Here is a 14,034-nt window from a genome sequence, read left to right on the forward strand (position 1 = left end):
TCAGAAAACCTTTTGTGCACGGCGGTTTGCCGGGGTTTTTAGAGGGTCTCCAGACTGTTGACCTGACCAACGGTTGGTGCGAAGATCCCGCTCACGCCAGCGCGTCGCGCCGTGGGCGTGGCGACGCCGGGCGCAACCGTCCGGAGGAACCAGTCATGTCGCTGAAGGGTACCAGGACCGAAGAGAATTTGAAGGCCGCCTTCGCCGGCGAGAGCCAGGCCAACCGCCGCTATCTCTATTTCGCCCAGAAGGCCGACGTCGAGGGCTTCAACGATGTCGCCAGCGTCTTCCGCTCCACGGCGGAGGGCGAGACCGGCCACGCGCATGGCCATCTGGAGTTTCTGGAGGAGGTCGGCGATCCGGCGACCGGCCTGCCGATCGGCGCCACCGACGCCAACCTCAAGGCGGCCATCGCCGGCGAGACCCACGAATACACCGACATGTATCCGGGCATGGCCAAGACCGCCCGCGACGAGGGCTTCGACGAGGTTGCCGACTGGTTCGAGACCCTCGCCAAGGCCGAGAAGAGCCACGCCGGCCGTTTCCAGAAGGCGCTCGACGCGCTGTAAGGGGAGACTTCTCCCGCACCGACACGGGCGCGCCGGTCCTTCCCATGGACGCCGACAAAGCCCTTCTCCCTGAGGGAGAAGGGTTGGGATGAGGGGGAGCCGCCGGAGGTGGAAGGATTTGCTTGCCCCCTCACCCCAACCCCTCTCCCGCAAGGGGAGAGGGGCTCTTCAAAAGCATCACCAGGAAAAGAGCGCCAGAAGAAAATCCCAAGGGAGACACGCCCATGCGCGAAGGCAGCCTGGAGCCGCCCGTCCGCCACCCGCTCGACTGGCAAAACCCCGACTTCTCCGACGAGGCCAAGCTGGACGCGGAGATGCGGCGCGTCTTCGACATCTGCCACGGCTGCCGGCGCTGCTTCAACCTGTGCGACAGCTTTCCCCGCCTGTTCGATCTGATCGACGCGGCGGGCGAGCCCGAGCTGCACGGCGTACCGTCCGGGTCCTTCAAGAGCGTCGTCGACGCCTGCACGCTGTGCGACATGTGCTTCATGACCAAATGCCCCTACGTGCCGCCGCACCCCTGGGCGCTCGATTTCCCGCATTTGATGGTGCGCCACCGGGCGGTGGAGGCGCAAAAGCACGGCGTTCCCTTCGCCCTCAAGCAATTGACGCAGACCGACCGCAACGGCGAGCTGGCGCGGCCGGTCGCGGCCATCGCCAACTGGGCCTCGGCCGAGACCAACAGGATCACCCGGCCGCTCCTGGAAAAGGTTGCCGGCGTCCATCGCGAGGCGCATCTGCCGAAGTTCAACGGCAAGACCCTGGCCATGCGGGCCAAGGCCGAGCCGCTGGAGCTCAACCGCGCGGCCCCGGCCTTCGGCAAGCGCAAGGCGGTGCTCTACGCGACCTGCTTCGCCAACTACAACAACCCGGCCATCGGCATGGCGACCCGAGCCATCCTGGCGCGCAACGGCGTCGAGAGCGCGGTGGTCTATCCCGCCTGTTGCGGCATGCCGCAGCTGGAGCAGGGCGACCTCGCCAAGGTCGATTCGCGGGCGGCGACGGTGGCGGCGGCGCTCGGCCCCTGGATCGACAAGGGCTACGACGTCATCGCCCTGGTGCCGAGCTGTGCTTTGATGCTGAAGCTGGAATGGCCGCTGATCGTGCCGAGGGACGCGCCGCACCGCGCGGCGGTGGAGAAGCTGGCGCAGGCGACCTTCGACGTCAGCGAATACATCGTCGACATCGCCCGGCGCGACGGGCTGGCCGAGGGGCTGGAGCCGCTGCCGGGCGGGATCGCGCTGCACGTCGCCTGCCACGCCCGCGCCCAGAACATGGGGCAGAAGGCGGCGGAGATGCTGCGGCTGATCCCCAAGGCCGACCTGAAGGTGATCGAGCGCTGTTCCGGCCATGGCGGGTCATGGGGCGTGCTGACCGGGAATTTCCCGGTGGCGCTCAAGGTCGGCAAGCCGGTCGCCACCCAGGCTTTGAAGGCCGGCAAGAGCTACGTCGCCTCGGAATGCCCGATCGCCGGGCCGCACATCATGCAGGGCATCGACCGCCTGAACGGCGGCGGGACGGACGGTCCCAGGCCGGAGAACCTGCACCCCGTCGAGCTGTTCGCCCGCGCCTACGGAATCACCGTTTGAACGCAGGAGCCGCCATGGCCGCCAAGACCGAGATCACCCGCGCCGACATCATGCCGATGGCGCAATACGCCGAGGAGCGGCTGGCCCGCCGCAAGGCGCTGGTCGCGGTCAAGAGGAACCGCCGCGTTTCGGTCGGTCCGCACGCGACCTTCTATTTCGAGAATTACGAGACGATGTGGCAGCAGATCCACGAGATGCTGCACATCGAGAAGGGCGGGGAGGAGCAGATCGCCGACGAGCTCCACGCCTACAACCCGCTGATTCCCAAGGGACGCGAGCTGGTCGCCACGGTGATGTTCGAAATCGACGACCCCGAGCGCCGCGACCGGGTGCTGAGCGCGCTCGGCGGGGTCGAGGGCTTCATGACGATCCGGCTCGCCGGCCAGGCCATCGCCGGCCGTCCGGAGGGCGACGTCGAGCGGACCAACGCCGCCGGCAAGACCTCCTCCGTCCATTTCCTGCATTTCGACTTCACCGACGAGCAGGTCGCCGCCTTCCGCGAGCCGGGCGCCCAGGTGCTGGTCGGAATCGGGCATCCCAACTACGGTCATCTGGCGGTGATGCCGGAGGCGGTGCGGGCGGAACTGGCGAAGGATTTCGCCTGAAAAACCTTTCCGGCCTTACTCCACCTTTTCGCCCGGATAGGTGCCCCAGAAATCGGCGCGCTGGAGCCAGCCGCGATAGCCCTTGATGTCGATCTCGCACCAGTCGCCCTGGCACTTCTTCAGCGAGCCGATGACGCCGGTCTCGGCGCGGGCGACGACCGGGGCGTCGGCCTGCGGCGCCTTGCGCAGGGCGCGGACGCCGCCGACCACCAGGGCGCCGCGCTTTCCCGACAGGGCGCTCTGGTGGACCCAGCCCTCGCTGCCCTCCCAGTCGCGGATGCGGCGCCAGGTGTCGAACTCCTGGATGATCTCCACCGGCATTTCCTTGCGGGTGAACACCCAATCGATCGGGTAGCTGCCGTTGGGACCGGAGCGCAGGTTGACCTCGCCGACGCGCATCGTGACGAAGCGCGGGATCGGCAGGCCGGACGCGTGGGTCGGGTCCTTCTCCTTGCGGGCCTGCGCGTCGGCGGCGCCGGACGCCAGACCGACTCCCATCCCGGCAAGCAGGACCAGCGCGGCGGAGGCGAAACGGCGGACGGGCATGGACGACACCGGGGGCAAGCGGGGGTGCGACGGCGGGACGGCACTATAGATAGGGGTGCTCCCTGGGGGCAAGGCTCGCCGCCGCCGGAGCGTGGCCGGCGGGCGGTTGTCACGGGCCGGGGGAGGGCCGGCAGGGCGTCGCCTTCCACAGGGCGGTCATTCGTCACAGCCGGCTGGACAGTGCCCCAACCGCTTGGTATGGCAACGACTGGCCGATCCACGCCGCGCGGCGCGGACGGTCGAGGTTAGGGAGGCCCCGCTCGATGACCGACAAGAAGAAGCCGCTCGTTGTCGTCACCCGCAAGCTGCCGGACGTCATCGAGACCCGGATGATGGAGCTGTTCGACACCCGGCTCAATCCGGACGACGTGCCGCTGACACCGGTGCAGATGCGCGACGCGGTCGCCACCGCCGACGTGCTGGTTCCCACCGTCACCGACCGCATCGACCGCGAGCTGATCGAGCAGGCCGGGCCGCAGCTCCGCCTGATCGCCTCCTTCGGCACCGGCGTCGATCACATCGACCTGCGGGCGGCGCGCGAGCGCGGCATCGTCGTCACCAACACGCCGGGCGTGCTGACCGAAGACACCGCCGACATGACCATGGCGCTGCTGCTGGCCACCGCGCGGCGCGTGGCGGAGGGCGAGCGGCTGGTCCGCTCCGGCCAGTGGACCGGCTGGGGGCCGACGACGATGCTCGGCCACCGCATCACCGGCAAGCGGCTGGGCATCCTCGGCATGGGGCGGATCGGGCAGGCGCTGGCCCGCCGGGCGCGCGCCTTCGGCATGTCGATCCACTACCACAACCGCCGCCGCGTCCATCCCGAGCTGGAGCAGGAGCTGGAGGCGACCTACTGGTCCAGCCTCGACCAGATGCTGGCGCGGATGGACGTGGTGTCGATCAACTGCCCGCACACCCCGGCCACCTACCATCTGCTGTCGGAACGCCGGCTGAAGCTGCTGCGGCCGCACTGCTACATCGTCAACACCTCGCGCGGCGAGGTCATCGACGAGGTGGCGCTGACCCGCATGCTGTCCAAGGGCGAGATCGCCGGCGCCGGCCTCGACGTGTTCGAGCACGAGCCGGCGGTGAACCCGAAGCTGCTGCGGCTCGACAACGTGGTGCTGCTGCCGCACATGGGCTCGGCCACCATCGAGGGCCGCATCGACATGGGCGAGAAGGTCGTCATCAACATCAAGACCTTCACCGACGGCCACACCCCGCCCGACCGGGTGCTGGAGACGCTGCTGTAGGCGGAAGGAGCGGGCCGGGGGCCGTGAGCCCCCGGCCCGCCTTGGGCCCTACAGCGCCTCGGTCTGCTTGCGCAGGACGAACTTCTGGATCTTTCCGGTGGAGGTCTTTGGCAGGGGGCCGAAGACGACGGTGCGCGGGCACTTGAAATGGGCCATGTGGGCGCGGCAGAAGGCGATGATGTCGGCCTCCGTCGCCGCCGCGCCGTCCTTGAGGGTGACGAAGGCGCAGGGCGTCTCGCCCCATTTCTCGTCGTGGCGGGCGACCACGGCGGCCTCCAGCACCTCGGGGTGCCGGTAGAGCACGTCCTCCACCTCGATCGACGAGATGTTCTCGCCGCCCGAGATGATGATGTCCTTCGAGCGGTCCTTGATCTCGACATAGCCGTCGGCGTGCCACACCGCCAGGTCGCCGGTGTGGAACCAGCTGCCGGAGAACGCCTCCGCCGTCGCCTTCGGGTTCTTCAGGTAGCCCTTCATCACGTTGTTGCCGCGCATCAGGATCTCGCCCATCGAGCGGCCGTCCTTCGGCATCGGCTCCAGCGTGCCGGGATCGGCGACGATCACCTCCTCCAGCATCGGGCCGCGCACCCCCTGGCGCGCCTTGATCGCCGCCTTGTCGTCGAGCGGCAGATCGTTCCAGCGGTCGTGCCAGACGTTGACCACCGTCGGGCCGTAGCATTCGGTCAGGCCGTAGACGTGCGTCACCTCCCAGCCCATCCGCTCCATCCCGGCGATCACCGCGGCCGGCGGCGCGGCGCCGGCGGTCATCGCCTTGACCGGCTGCGTGATGCCGGCCTTCAGCTCGGCCGGGGCGTTGTTCAGCATGTTCAGCACGATCGGCGCGCCGCAGAAATGCGTCACCTTCTCCTCGCGGATCAGGCGCAGCACGGCGTCGGGGCGGACCTGGCGCAGGCAGACGCTGGTGCCGGCGGTCACCGCGATGGTCCAGGGGAAGCACCAGCCGTTGCAGTGGAACATCGGCAGCGTCCACAGATAGACCGGCGCGTCGCCCATGTTCCAGGACAGCGCGTTCGACACCGCGTTCAGGTAGGCGCCGCGGTGGTGGTAGACGACGCCCTTGGGGTTGCCGGTGGTGCCCGAGGTGTAGTTGAGCGCGATGGCCTGCCACTCGTCGGCCGGCAGGACCCAGGGATGCTCGGTGCCGACGTCGGTGAGGAAGGATTCGTAGTCGCGGTCGCCGATCAGCTCGCCGCCGCCGTAGGCCGGGTCGTCGATGTCGATGACCGGGATCGGCGCGTCGAGGCTGGCGAGCGCCTTTTTGGCGACGGCGGAGAACTCGCGGTCGACGATGAGGATCTTCGCCTCGCCGTGCTTGAGGATGAAGGCGATGGCGTCGGCGTCGAGGCGGGTGTTGATGGCGTTCAGCACGGCGCCGGCGAGCGGCACGCCGAAATGCGCCTCGAACAGTTCCGGGGTGTTGGCGGCGAGCATGGCGACGGTGTCGCCCGTGCCGATGCCGGCGTTCGCCAACGCGGCGGCCAGCCGGCGGACGCGGACGAAGGTCTCCGCCCAACTGCGGCGGATCGTGCCGTGGACGACGGCGGTGCGCTCGGGCCAGACGGCGGCGGCGCGCTCCAGATAGGTCAGCGGCGTCAGCGCCACGAAGTTCGCGGCGGTGCGCTCGAGATCGCGTTCGTACATGTTCGGCTGGGCCGTGGGTTGGGCAATGGGCTGGGCGGAAACCTCGTTCATCGGACCGTTCTCCCTCGTGATTCTTGTTGGTTGTGCGGCGCTTGCTCGCGGCCGATCCTCTCAGCCGGCCGCCACCGTGTTGTCCTTGCGGCGGGACAGTTGGACCTGCCCGTCCAGGCATTTGACGTAGCCGGTCTTGCCCGGCTTCAGCCCGTCGAGGATCGTCACCAGCGCGCGCGGGATCGCCGCGAACTCCTTCGAGCCGCGCGACTGGCTGTTGTAGTGGGCGATGTGCTGGCGCAGCGCCTCCTTGGACACCGGCTTTCCGTCATTCCCGATCATGGTGCGATGGCCTTCTGGCGGTGATGGTCGATGCGGCGAAGTCTCCGGGGACCGGGCCTATCTTGCCAGGAATCTCATATAGGGGAACGCTTCGAAATCGTGCCAGACCACCGATGGGACCGCACCGCACCGCGCCATCCAGTCATGCACGCAGTAGGGCGCCGTCTGGTCCAGGGTCCAGAACGCCCGTCCCCGGTCGAAGGACCAGCCGATGTGGGCGACCACCCGGTCGAGGAACGCGCGGCCGGCCGGGGTGGGGTTGAACGCCATGAAGCCGGCGGCCCGGGAATGGTCTCCCGTCTGGAGGCGCGGCACGCCCAGAAGGTGCCAGGCGGCGGCCACCGTGGGATCGGCGTCGAGGGTGCGTTCGTAGAGGCTGGCCGCTTCCGGCAGGCGGTTGCCCTGGTGCAGGCCGACGGCGATCCGCAGGGCTTCGGAAATGGTGGCCATGGATGGAGCCTTTCCGCTCCCGGTTGTTCATCGACCCATGACGACGGCGCCGAGATTGCGCACGCTCCATCCTCTACCCCACTCCGTGCCCGTCTGCAAAGCGGGTCGGGGGCGGATCGGAGCGGCTCAGGCCGACCCCGCGACCTTCGCGACCGTCGGGATGCCGGCCCGCGCGGCGGGGAACAGGATGGTGACGGCGGTCCCCCGGCCCAGCTCGCTGTCGATGACCAGGCTGCCGCCATGCAGCTCGACCAGGTTGCGGCTGATCGACAGACCGAGCCCGGTGCCGCCGAAGCGCCGGGTGATGGAGCTGTCGGCCTGCTGGAACGGCTCGGCGATGCGGGCGAGGGCGTCCGGGGCGATGCCGATGCCGGTGTCGCGGACGGTGATGGCGAAGCCGCCCGCCTTGCCGTCGCCGTCCGGCCGGACGCCGGCCTCGACCTCGACCCGCCCGCCCTCGGGCGTGAACTTCACGGCGTTGGCGAACAGGTTCAGCAGGACCTGGCGCAGCGCGCGCTCGTCGGCGAGGAGGGCCGGCAGGTCCGGCGGGCAGGCGACGGTCAGCGACAGGCCGCCATGCTCGGCCGGCACCGCCATCAGCGCGCGGCAGGATTCCAGCGTGTCGGCGACGTCGACCCAGCCCTCCTCCAGCGTCAGGCGGCCGGCCTCCAGCTTCGACATGTCGAGCACGTCGTTGATCAGCTCCAGCAGATGGCGGCCGCTGTTCTGCACATGGCGCGCGTAATCGTGGTAGCGCGGGCTGCCGAGCGGGCCGAACAGCTCGTGCAGCATGATGTCGGAAAAGCCGATGATGGCGTTCAGCGGCGTGCGCAGCTCGTGGCTCATGGTCGCCAGGAAGGCGCTCTTGGCGCGGTTGGCGGCCTCCGCCTGATCCCTGGCCGCGGCCAGCCGTTCGGCCGTCTCGACGCGGTCGGTGATGTCGCGGGCCAGCACCATCACCATCGGGCGGTTGCCGAAATCGGCCGCCAGCATCTGCGTGCGCCCCTCGAACCAGCGCTGTCCGGCCTGGACGGCCAGCGGGTATTCGGCCCGCTGCGGCTGGCCGGTCTCCAGCGTCCGCCGCAGCGTCTCCATCAGCCGGTCGGCGATGTCGGGCGGAAGAAGCTCGTGCAGCTTGCGGCCGACGGTGTCGCGGACGGGACGCGGCAGCAGGGTGCCCTCGCTGGCGATCACCTCGCGGTAGCGGCCCTCCTCGTCGAGGATGAAGACCAGATCGGGCAGGGCGCGGACCAGCGCCGACAGGCGGCTGGTGCTGGCGCGCAGCGCCTCCTCGGCGAGGCGGCGCTCGGTGACGTCGCGCGCGACGCCGAGATAGAGGCCGTGCTCCAGCCGCACCGCGTTGACCTCGGCGCGGACGATGCCGCCGTCCTTGCGGCGCAGCGCCATCTCGCCGCGGAACAGGCCGGTCTCCTTGACCGCCAGGAAGCCGGCGAGGCTCGCCTCGCTCAGGGGATGCTCGCGGGCGACCAGATCCGGCACCCGCATCGCCAGCAGCTCGTCCCGCGAGAAGCCGAGCGTCTGGCAGGCGGCCGGGTTGACGTCGATGAAACCGCCGCCGTCGCCGCTGATGAAGAAACCCTCCATCGCGGCGTCGACGTAGGAGCGCAGGCGCGCCTCGCTGTCGCGCAGGCTGTCCTCCATGCGCTTGCGCTCGGTGATGTCGCGCCCTTCCACCACCAGCAGAACGACGGTCCCGGTTTCGTCGAGGATGGGCTTGATCGACACGTCCATGACGCGGAGGCCGTCGTCGGTGGCGAGGTCGGTTTCGTAGCGCAGGAAACGGCCGGCGGCGGCGGTCTCGATGGATTGGCGGAACTGGGCGGCGATCGCGTCGGTGCCGGCGAAACCGCGGAAGCTCCAGACCGGCCGGCCGATCACCCGGTCCGGCGGCAGGCCGGCGAGCGCGCAGGCCGAGCGGTTCAGCGCCACCACCGTGCCGTCGGGGGCGATCAGCCCCATGGTCTGGAAGCTGCTGTCGAACAGGGCCTGGAACTGGCGCTCGCTGGCGCGCAGCGCGCGGGTGGTCTGTTCCAGCCGGCCCAGATGGCGCAGCACCTGCGTGGCCAGCAGGATCAGCACGGCGGACAGGGCGGCGGTCTCCAATCCGCGCTGCCATAGGTCGGTGCGCCAGCTTTCCAGATAGTCGGCGGCGCCCAGCCGGACGACGATGTTGAGCGGCAGCCCTTCGATCCGGCGGACGACGCCGACGCGCTCCTCCCCGTCGAAGGCGGACAGGCCGGTCAGGGTGTGGACCGGCTCGCCGTCGTCGTGGCGCGGGAGCGCGGCGGCGAAGGCGTAGGGATCGGCCTCCAGCCTCGTGCTGCCCCGCGAATTGGCGAGGACCGCCCCGCTGTCGTGCCACAGGCCGATGAATCCGTGGGGGCCGATGTCGACCGAGGCGTAGAAGGCGGAGAAGCGCCGCAGGTCGATCACCGCGGCGGCGACGCCTTCGAAACCGCCGTCGGAATCGGTCAGGGGGCGGCTGACGGCGACGCGCCAGCCATCCTCCCGCCCGTCGCGGAAGGGGGCGGAGATGTGGAAGCCCCGGCTTTGCCGGACGGGGGGGGAGCGGTGCGCCTCGAACAGGTCCAGTCCGGCGACCGAGGCGAGGGAGGTGGCGCCCGAGACGTGGCGGACGCGGCCCCCGGCGTCGGCGACCAGCAGGGAGCGGACGGCGGGCAGGGGGACGGCGGGCAGGGCGTCGGTGGCGTCGGCCCGTCCCGTCGCCGGCTGGGCGGTGCCGGCCATATGGGCGAACGGTGACGGCACGCTGTCGATCAGCGCCAGGACGGCCTGGTCGGCCGAGCGGACGGTGTTGAGGGCGTCGGCCTCCAGCGTCAGGGCGAGGTTGCGGCTCTGGCGCAGCGCCTCCTCGACCGCGCGGTCGCGCGCGCGCTGCAAATCCTGGTAGGCGACGAAGGCGAAGCCGCCGATCAGCACCGCGACCAGCGCGATGCGCAGCCCGACGACCCGGCCCGGCAGGCTCCACCGCGCCTCGGTGTGCCGGCCGCCGGATGGCCGAGTGTCGCGGGCCTGTCCAGGCCCGTGTTCTGAGGTGTCCGCCAAGATCGTCCGCCGATGGTGCCGCCGGGACCCTGGGCCGGATCGCCGCGGCCGGAGTGTAGCACGCGGTCCCGCCCGATCCACCGCTTCCGGGGCGGATCAGGGATTCCCCCGGTGGAACAGGTCCGGGGATGGGCATGGCGGCAAACTTTGCTCGACAAACAGGGGAAGCCGCGCTTACCTCTCGCCCGGTTCCGCCTCCCCCTCAACCCGCGCCCTCAACCCGCGCAAGCCGGAGAGGTTTCGTGCAGGAGTTCCTTCAGGACGTCGTCAACAGCCCGCTGTTCGGGCTGCTGCTGTTCAACGTGGCGATCGTCTGGCCCTTCTGGCGCATCCTGCGCCGCGCCGGGCTGCCGACCTGGTGGGCGCTGCTGGTGCTCATCCCCTTCGGGCTGGTGCCGGTGATCGGCGTGCTCGCCCACAGCCGCTGGCCGGTGCTGCCGGAGCGGCGGACGCGCGCGGTCAAGGCCCGCAGGAGCGTGTGATGGCCTTCATCAACGATCTGGAACCCTGGCAGTTCTATCTGATCATCTCGCTGGTCCTGACCTACACGATGGTCGCCGGCGGCTGGGTGCTGGCCAAGGCCGGGCGCAGCCCGCTGTGGGTGCTGCTGCTGCTGTTCCCCTACGTCAACGTGCTGGCCGTCTGGATCTTCGCCTACATGCGCTGGCCCTTCGTCGATCCCGCGGTTCCGCCGAAGGGCGACCGGTAAGGGCCGAAGGCCGGGCGTGCGACGGCGGAGGACTTGAAGGCGGGGGGGAAAGGCCGTACGGTCGCGGCGGTATTTCCCCCTTCCCATCCGCATGAGCAGTCCCATGAGCGGCGCGTCCAAAAAGCAGGTCAAGAAAGTGGTGCTCGCCTATTCGGGCGGCCTCGACACCTCGGTCATCCTGAAGTGGCTTCAGGAGACCTATTCCTGCGAGGTGGTGACCTTCACCGCCGACCTCGGCCAGGGCGAGGAGTTGGAGCCGGCCCGCAAGAAGGCCGAGCTTCTGGGCATCAAGCCGGAGAACATCTTCATCGACGATCTGCGCGAGGAGTTCGTTCGCGATTTCGTCTTCCCGATGTTCCGCGCCAACACGCTGTACGAGGGCACCTACCTGCTCGGCACCTCGATCGCCCGGCCGCTGATCGCCAAGCGCCAGATCGAGATCGCCAACATGGTCGGCGCCGACGCCGTCTCGCACGGCGCCACCGGCAAGGGCAACGACCAGGTCCGCTTCGAGCTGGGCTACTACGCGCTGCGTCCGGACATCACCATCATCGCGCCGTGGCGCGAGTGGGACCTGAACAGCCGCACCACGCTGCTCGACTACGCCGAGAAGAACCAGATTCCGATCGCCAAGGACAAGCGCGGCGAGGCGCCCTATTCGACGGACGCCAACCTGCTGCACATCTCCTATGAAGGCAAGGCGCTGGAAGACCCGTGGGTCGAGCCGGACGAGGACATGTTCACCCGCTCGGTCGCCCCGGAGAAGGCGCCGGAAACCCCGACCTACATCGAGGTCGAGTTCAAGAGCGGCGACGCGGTCGCCATCAACGGCGTCGGCATGACCCCGCGCGAGATCCTGACCGAGCTGAACCGGCTGGGCGGCGAGAACGGCATCGGCCGCCTCGACCTCGTCGAGAACCGCTACGTCGGCATGAAGTCGCGCGGCGTCTACGAGACGCCGGGCGGCAGCATCCTGCTGGTCGCGCACCGCGCCATGGAGAGCATCACGCTCGACCGCGGCGCCGCGCATCTGAAGGACGAGCTGATGCCGCGCTACGCCGAGCTGATCTATTGCGGCTACTGGTGGAGCCCGGAGCGTCTCGCCATCCAGTCGCTGATCGACCAGACCCAGGACGTGGTGAACGGCACGGTCCGTCTGAAGCTCTACAAGGGCAACGTGACGGTGGTCGGCCGCAAGTCGCCGAACTCGCTCTACCGCATGGACTATGTGACCTTCGAGCAGGACAGCGTCTACAACCAGAAGGACGCGGAAGGCTTCATCAAGCTGAACGCGCTGCGTCTGCGTCTGGGGGCGATGGCCAAGCAGAAGCTCGGCCAGTAAGGAAGGAAAGGCGGGAGGGCGGCGCCCTCCCGCAACCCACCCGCCAAGGGCCGCCCATCGTCGGGAAGGGGGCCCTTGGAACCCGTCATTCGGTGGGCAGGGACAGGTTTCCCGCCTCGTCGAGCGGGAAGAAGGGGTTCCAGGCGACCTCCCACGGGTGCCCGTCCGGATCGGCGAAATAGCCCGAATAGCCGCCCCAGAAGACGTCCTGCCCCGGTTTCAGGATCCGCGCGCCGGCCCGTTCGGCCAGGGCCAGCACGGCGTCCACCTCCGCCTTGGAGCGGACGTTGTGGGCCAGCGTGATGCCGCCGAAGCGCGCCGGATCGCCGGCGTCCGGCAGATGGGCGTCCTTGGCCAGCGCGGTGCGGCCGTACAGCCCCAGCGCCATGCCGCCCAACTGGTAGAAGGCGACCTGCTCGCTGCCGCCCGGCGACGGCGTCCAGCCCAACCCCTGTTCGTAGAAGCGCCGGGCGCGGGCGAGATCGCCCACACCCAGGGTGACGAGGCTTATCCGAGGTTCCATCAGAGTCTCTTTCCAAAAAGACGACCATGCCACAACGGGGCAGCGGTTCCCATGGAGGCGCTTTGCAGCCGCGGCGGAGCCATGGGTTTGGCGATGCACGCTTCCATGTTGATGGATTTTCAACCGAATGCATGCATCGCCATGGGAAGTATCCGCTGAGTTGATTTCCTCTAATGATTGTTGGGATTGCGTGCTTCTTCAAAAAATTGATGAATCTCATATTCATGCAGCCTTGGCTTGGAGGCTTGGTTATACTTGAGCCGTTGGTTGGAGCCCCCGGCTTTGACTGACGCGCGCGTTGCAATTCACCCGGCTTTGAAACACGGCATGACTCGCCCCCTTCTGTCCGCTCCCGGTCATGCGTTCGTCTGGGCCACCGTTTCGGCGGTTGCCTTCGCTGCCAGTTCGGCGGCCGCGAAGTTCCTCGGGGAAAAGCTGCCGGCCGCGGAACTGGCCTTCTTCCGGTCGGCCTTCGGGGTGCTGCTGCTGGTCGGGGTGTGGCGATTCGTTGCCGACCTCGGGAAGGCGCGCGACCTCTGGGGCTATGTGATCCGCTGCGGCCTGGGCGTGGTGTCCCTCTACAGCTTCATGTACGCCATCACGACGATCCCCCTGGCCCTGGCGAGCCTGCTGTTCATCACGCGCGTGCTGTTGCTGCCGGTGAGCGCGCGGGTGATGCTGGGGGAGCGGTCGGGGCCGCTGGTGTGGAGCGCGGTGACGGTGGGCTTCGCCGGAGCGGCGGTCTCCCTCTGGCCCGCCCTGACGGTGCCCGAACTGCGTCTGGGGGTGCTGGCCGGCTTGATCGCCTCGGTTGCCTCGGCGGGTTCCCAGACGGCGGTGCGGCGGTTGACGGCGACGAATTCCGCCAGCCTGATCGTGCTGATCTACACGGCGGTTTCCGTGGCCGCCACGCTGCCGCTTGCCGCGGTCGATTGGAGGACGCCGCCGTTCGCCGATTGGACGGTCCTCGCCATCCTCGGGCTGTTCGCCGTCATGGCGCAGTTCGCCGCCGCGAGGGCTTTCAGCGCGGCTCCGGTCGGTTTCCTCGCTCCGTTCGATTTCCTGACGGTTCCGGTGGCGGCCATGTTCGGATTCCTGCTGTTCCACGAGGTGCCGACCATCCATGACATGGTCGGGGGAAGCCTTATCCTCATGGCCGCGGCCTTCGTCGGCTGGACCCGCACATCCCGAGTCGCGGGCTGACGCTCGACCGGAGCGGCATGTTCACCCCATCGGCCGGATTGAATCAGACCTTTGCACCCCTCCCGTCGGGAGAGCGGATGCCGGTGTTGCGTCCAAGCGCAATAAATCAACAAGCTTTACATATTTTCGTATGTGATTTTGGGTCATACCCTTTTGGATGATG

The 14,034-nt window shown here is 68.8% G+C and carries 14 protein-coding genes; 8 read left to right on the top strand and 6 right to left on the bottom strand.

What is annotated here, in order from left to right; genetic code table 11:
• The first annotated feature begins 155 nt into the window (after nucleotides 1–155).
• From JN22_RS20765 to JN22_RS20775, 3 genes are all read left to right on the top strand, one after another.
• Complete coding sequence (locus JN22_RS20765; RefSeq protein WP_085555740.1) at nucleotides 156–569, top strand: rubrerythrin family protein; 414 nt, start codon at nucleotides 156–158, stop codon at nucleotides 567–569.
• A gap of 224 nt (nucleotides 570–793) precedes the next feature.
• On the top strand, nucleotides 794–2,158 hold the full coding sequence (locus JN22_RS20770; RefSeq protein WP_085555741.1) for a heterodisulfide reductase-related iron-sulfur binding cluster: 1,365 nt from the start codon (nucleotides 794–796) through the stop codon (nucleotides 2,156–2,158).
• 14 nt (nucleotides 2,159–2,172) lie between these two features.
• Nucleotides 2,173–2,763, top strand: coding sequence for a DUF3501 family protein (locus tag JN22_RS20775; protein ID WP_085555742.1), 591 nt, complete (start codon nucleotides 2,173–2,175; stop codon nucleotides 2,761–2,763).
• Nucleotides 2,764–2,778: 15 nt separating this feature from the next.
• Here the strand turns inward: JN22_RS20775 and JN22_RS20780 are convergent, their stop codons facing one another.
• Nucleotides 2,779–3,309, bottom strand: a complete 531-nt coding sequence (locus JN22_RS20780) for an SH3 domain-containing protein (RefSeq protein ID WP_085555743.1) — start codon at nucleotides 3,307–3,309, stop codon at nucleotides 2,779–2,781.
• 263 nt (nucleotides 3,310–3,572) lie between these two features.
• Here JN22_RS20780 and JN22_RS20785 point away from each other — a divergent pair, with 263 nt between their 5' ends.
• Nucleotides 3,573–4,562, top strand: coding sequence for a 2-hydroxyacid dehydrogenase (locus JN22_RS20785; protein ID WP_085555744.1), 990 nt, complete (start codon nucleotides 3,573–3,575; stop codon nucleotides 4,560–4,562).
• A 48-nt stretch (nucleotides 4,563–4,610) separates the two neighbouring features.
• Here JN22_RS20785 and JN22_RS20790 read toward each other — a convergent pair whose 3' ends face one another.
• The 4 genes from JN22_RS20790 to JN22_RS20805 form a co-directional block, all read right to left on the bottom strand.
• Nucleotides 4,611–6,275 (bottom strand): acyl-CoA synthetase, encoded by a 1,665-nt coding sequence (locus JN22_RS20790; RefSeq protein ID WP_396021955.1) that lies wholly within the window; start codon nucleotides 6,273–6,275, stop codon nucleotides 4,611–4,613.
• A gap of 60 nt (nucleotides 6,276–6,335) precedes the next feature.
• Nucleotides 6,336–6,557 (bottom strand): hypothetical protein, encoded by a 222-nt coding sequence (locus JN22_RS20795; RefSeq protein WP_085555745.1) that lies wholly within the window; start codon nucleotides 6,555–6,557, stop codon nucleotides 6,336–6,338.
• Between the two features lie 57 nt (nucleotides 6,558–6,614).
• Complete coding sequence (locus JN22_RS20800) at nucleotides 6,615–7,007, bottom strand: tetratricopeptide repeat protein (RefSeq protein ID WP_085555746.1); 393 nt, start codon at nucleotides 7,005–7,007, stop codon at nucleotides 6,615–6,617.
• A gap of 126 nt (nucleotides 7,008–7,133) precedes the next feature.
• Entirely contained in the window at nucleotides 7,134–10,094 is a 2,961-nt protein-coding gene (locus JN22_RS20805) for a PAS domain S-box protein (protein ID WP_085555747.1), read from the bottom strand.
• Nucleotides 10,095–10,336: 242 nt separating this feature from the next.
• Here JN22_RS20805 and JN22_RS20810 point away from each other — a divergent pair, with 242 nt between their 5' ends.
• The 3 genes from JN22_RS20810 to JN22_RS20820 all read left to right on the top strand — a co-directional run bounded on the left by JN22_RS20810 (nucleotide 10,337) and on the right by JN22_RS20820 (nucleotide 12,145).
• The gene (locus JN22_RS20810) at nucleotides 10,337–10,576 is read left to right on the top strand and encodes a hypothetical protein (protein WP_085555748.1); all 240 of its coding nucleotides are present in this window, start codon (nucleotides 10,337–10,339) and stop codon (nucleotides 10,574–10,576) included.
• Complete coding sequence (locus JN22_RS20815) at nucleotides 10,576–10,803, top strand: hypothetical protein (RefSeq protein WP_085555749.1); 228 nt, start codon at nucleotides 10,576–10,578, stop codon at nucleotides 10,801–10,803. The genes JN22_RS20810 and JN22_RS20815 overlap by 1 nt, the downstream gene beginning before the upstream one ends.
• A gap of 103 nt (nucleotides 10,804–10,906) precedes the next feature.
• The gene (locus JN22_RS20820) at nucleotides 10,907–12,145 is read left to right on the top strand and encodes an argininosuccinate synthase (protein ID WP_085555750.1); all 1,239 of its coding nucleotides are present in this window, start codon (nucleotides 10,907–10,909) and stop codon (nucleotides 12,143–12,145) included.
• 85 nt (nucleotides 12,146–12,230) lie between these two features.
• Here JN22_RS20820 and JN22_RS20825 read toward each other — a convergent pair whose 3' ends face one another.
• A complete protein-coding gene (locus JN22_RS20825; RefSeq protein ID WP_085555751.1) occupies nucleotides 12,231–12,668 on the bottom strand; it encodes a VOC family protein in 438 nt (145 codons plus the stop codon).
• A 327-nt stretch (nucleotides 12,669–12,995) separates the two neighbouring features.
• Here JN22_RS20825 and JN22_RS20830 point away from each other — a divergent pair, with 327 nt between their 5' ends.
• Nucleotides 12,996–13,871, top strand: coding sequence for a DMT family transporter (locus tag JN22_RS20830; RefSeq protein WP_085555752.1), 876 nt, complete (start codon nucleotides 12,996–12,998; stop codon nucleotides 13,869–13,871).
• Nucleotides 13,872–14,034: the final 163 nt, after the last annotated feature.

This window comes from Azospirillum agricola, from assembly GCF_020005195.1.
In the GTDB taxonomy this organism is placed as follows: Bacteria; Pseudomonadota; Alphaproteobacteria; order Azospirillales; family Azospirillaceae; genus Azospirillum; species Azospirillum agricola.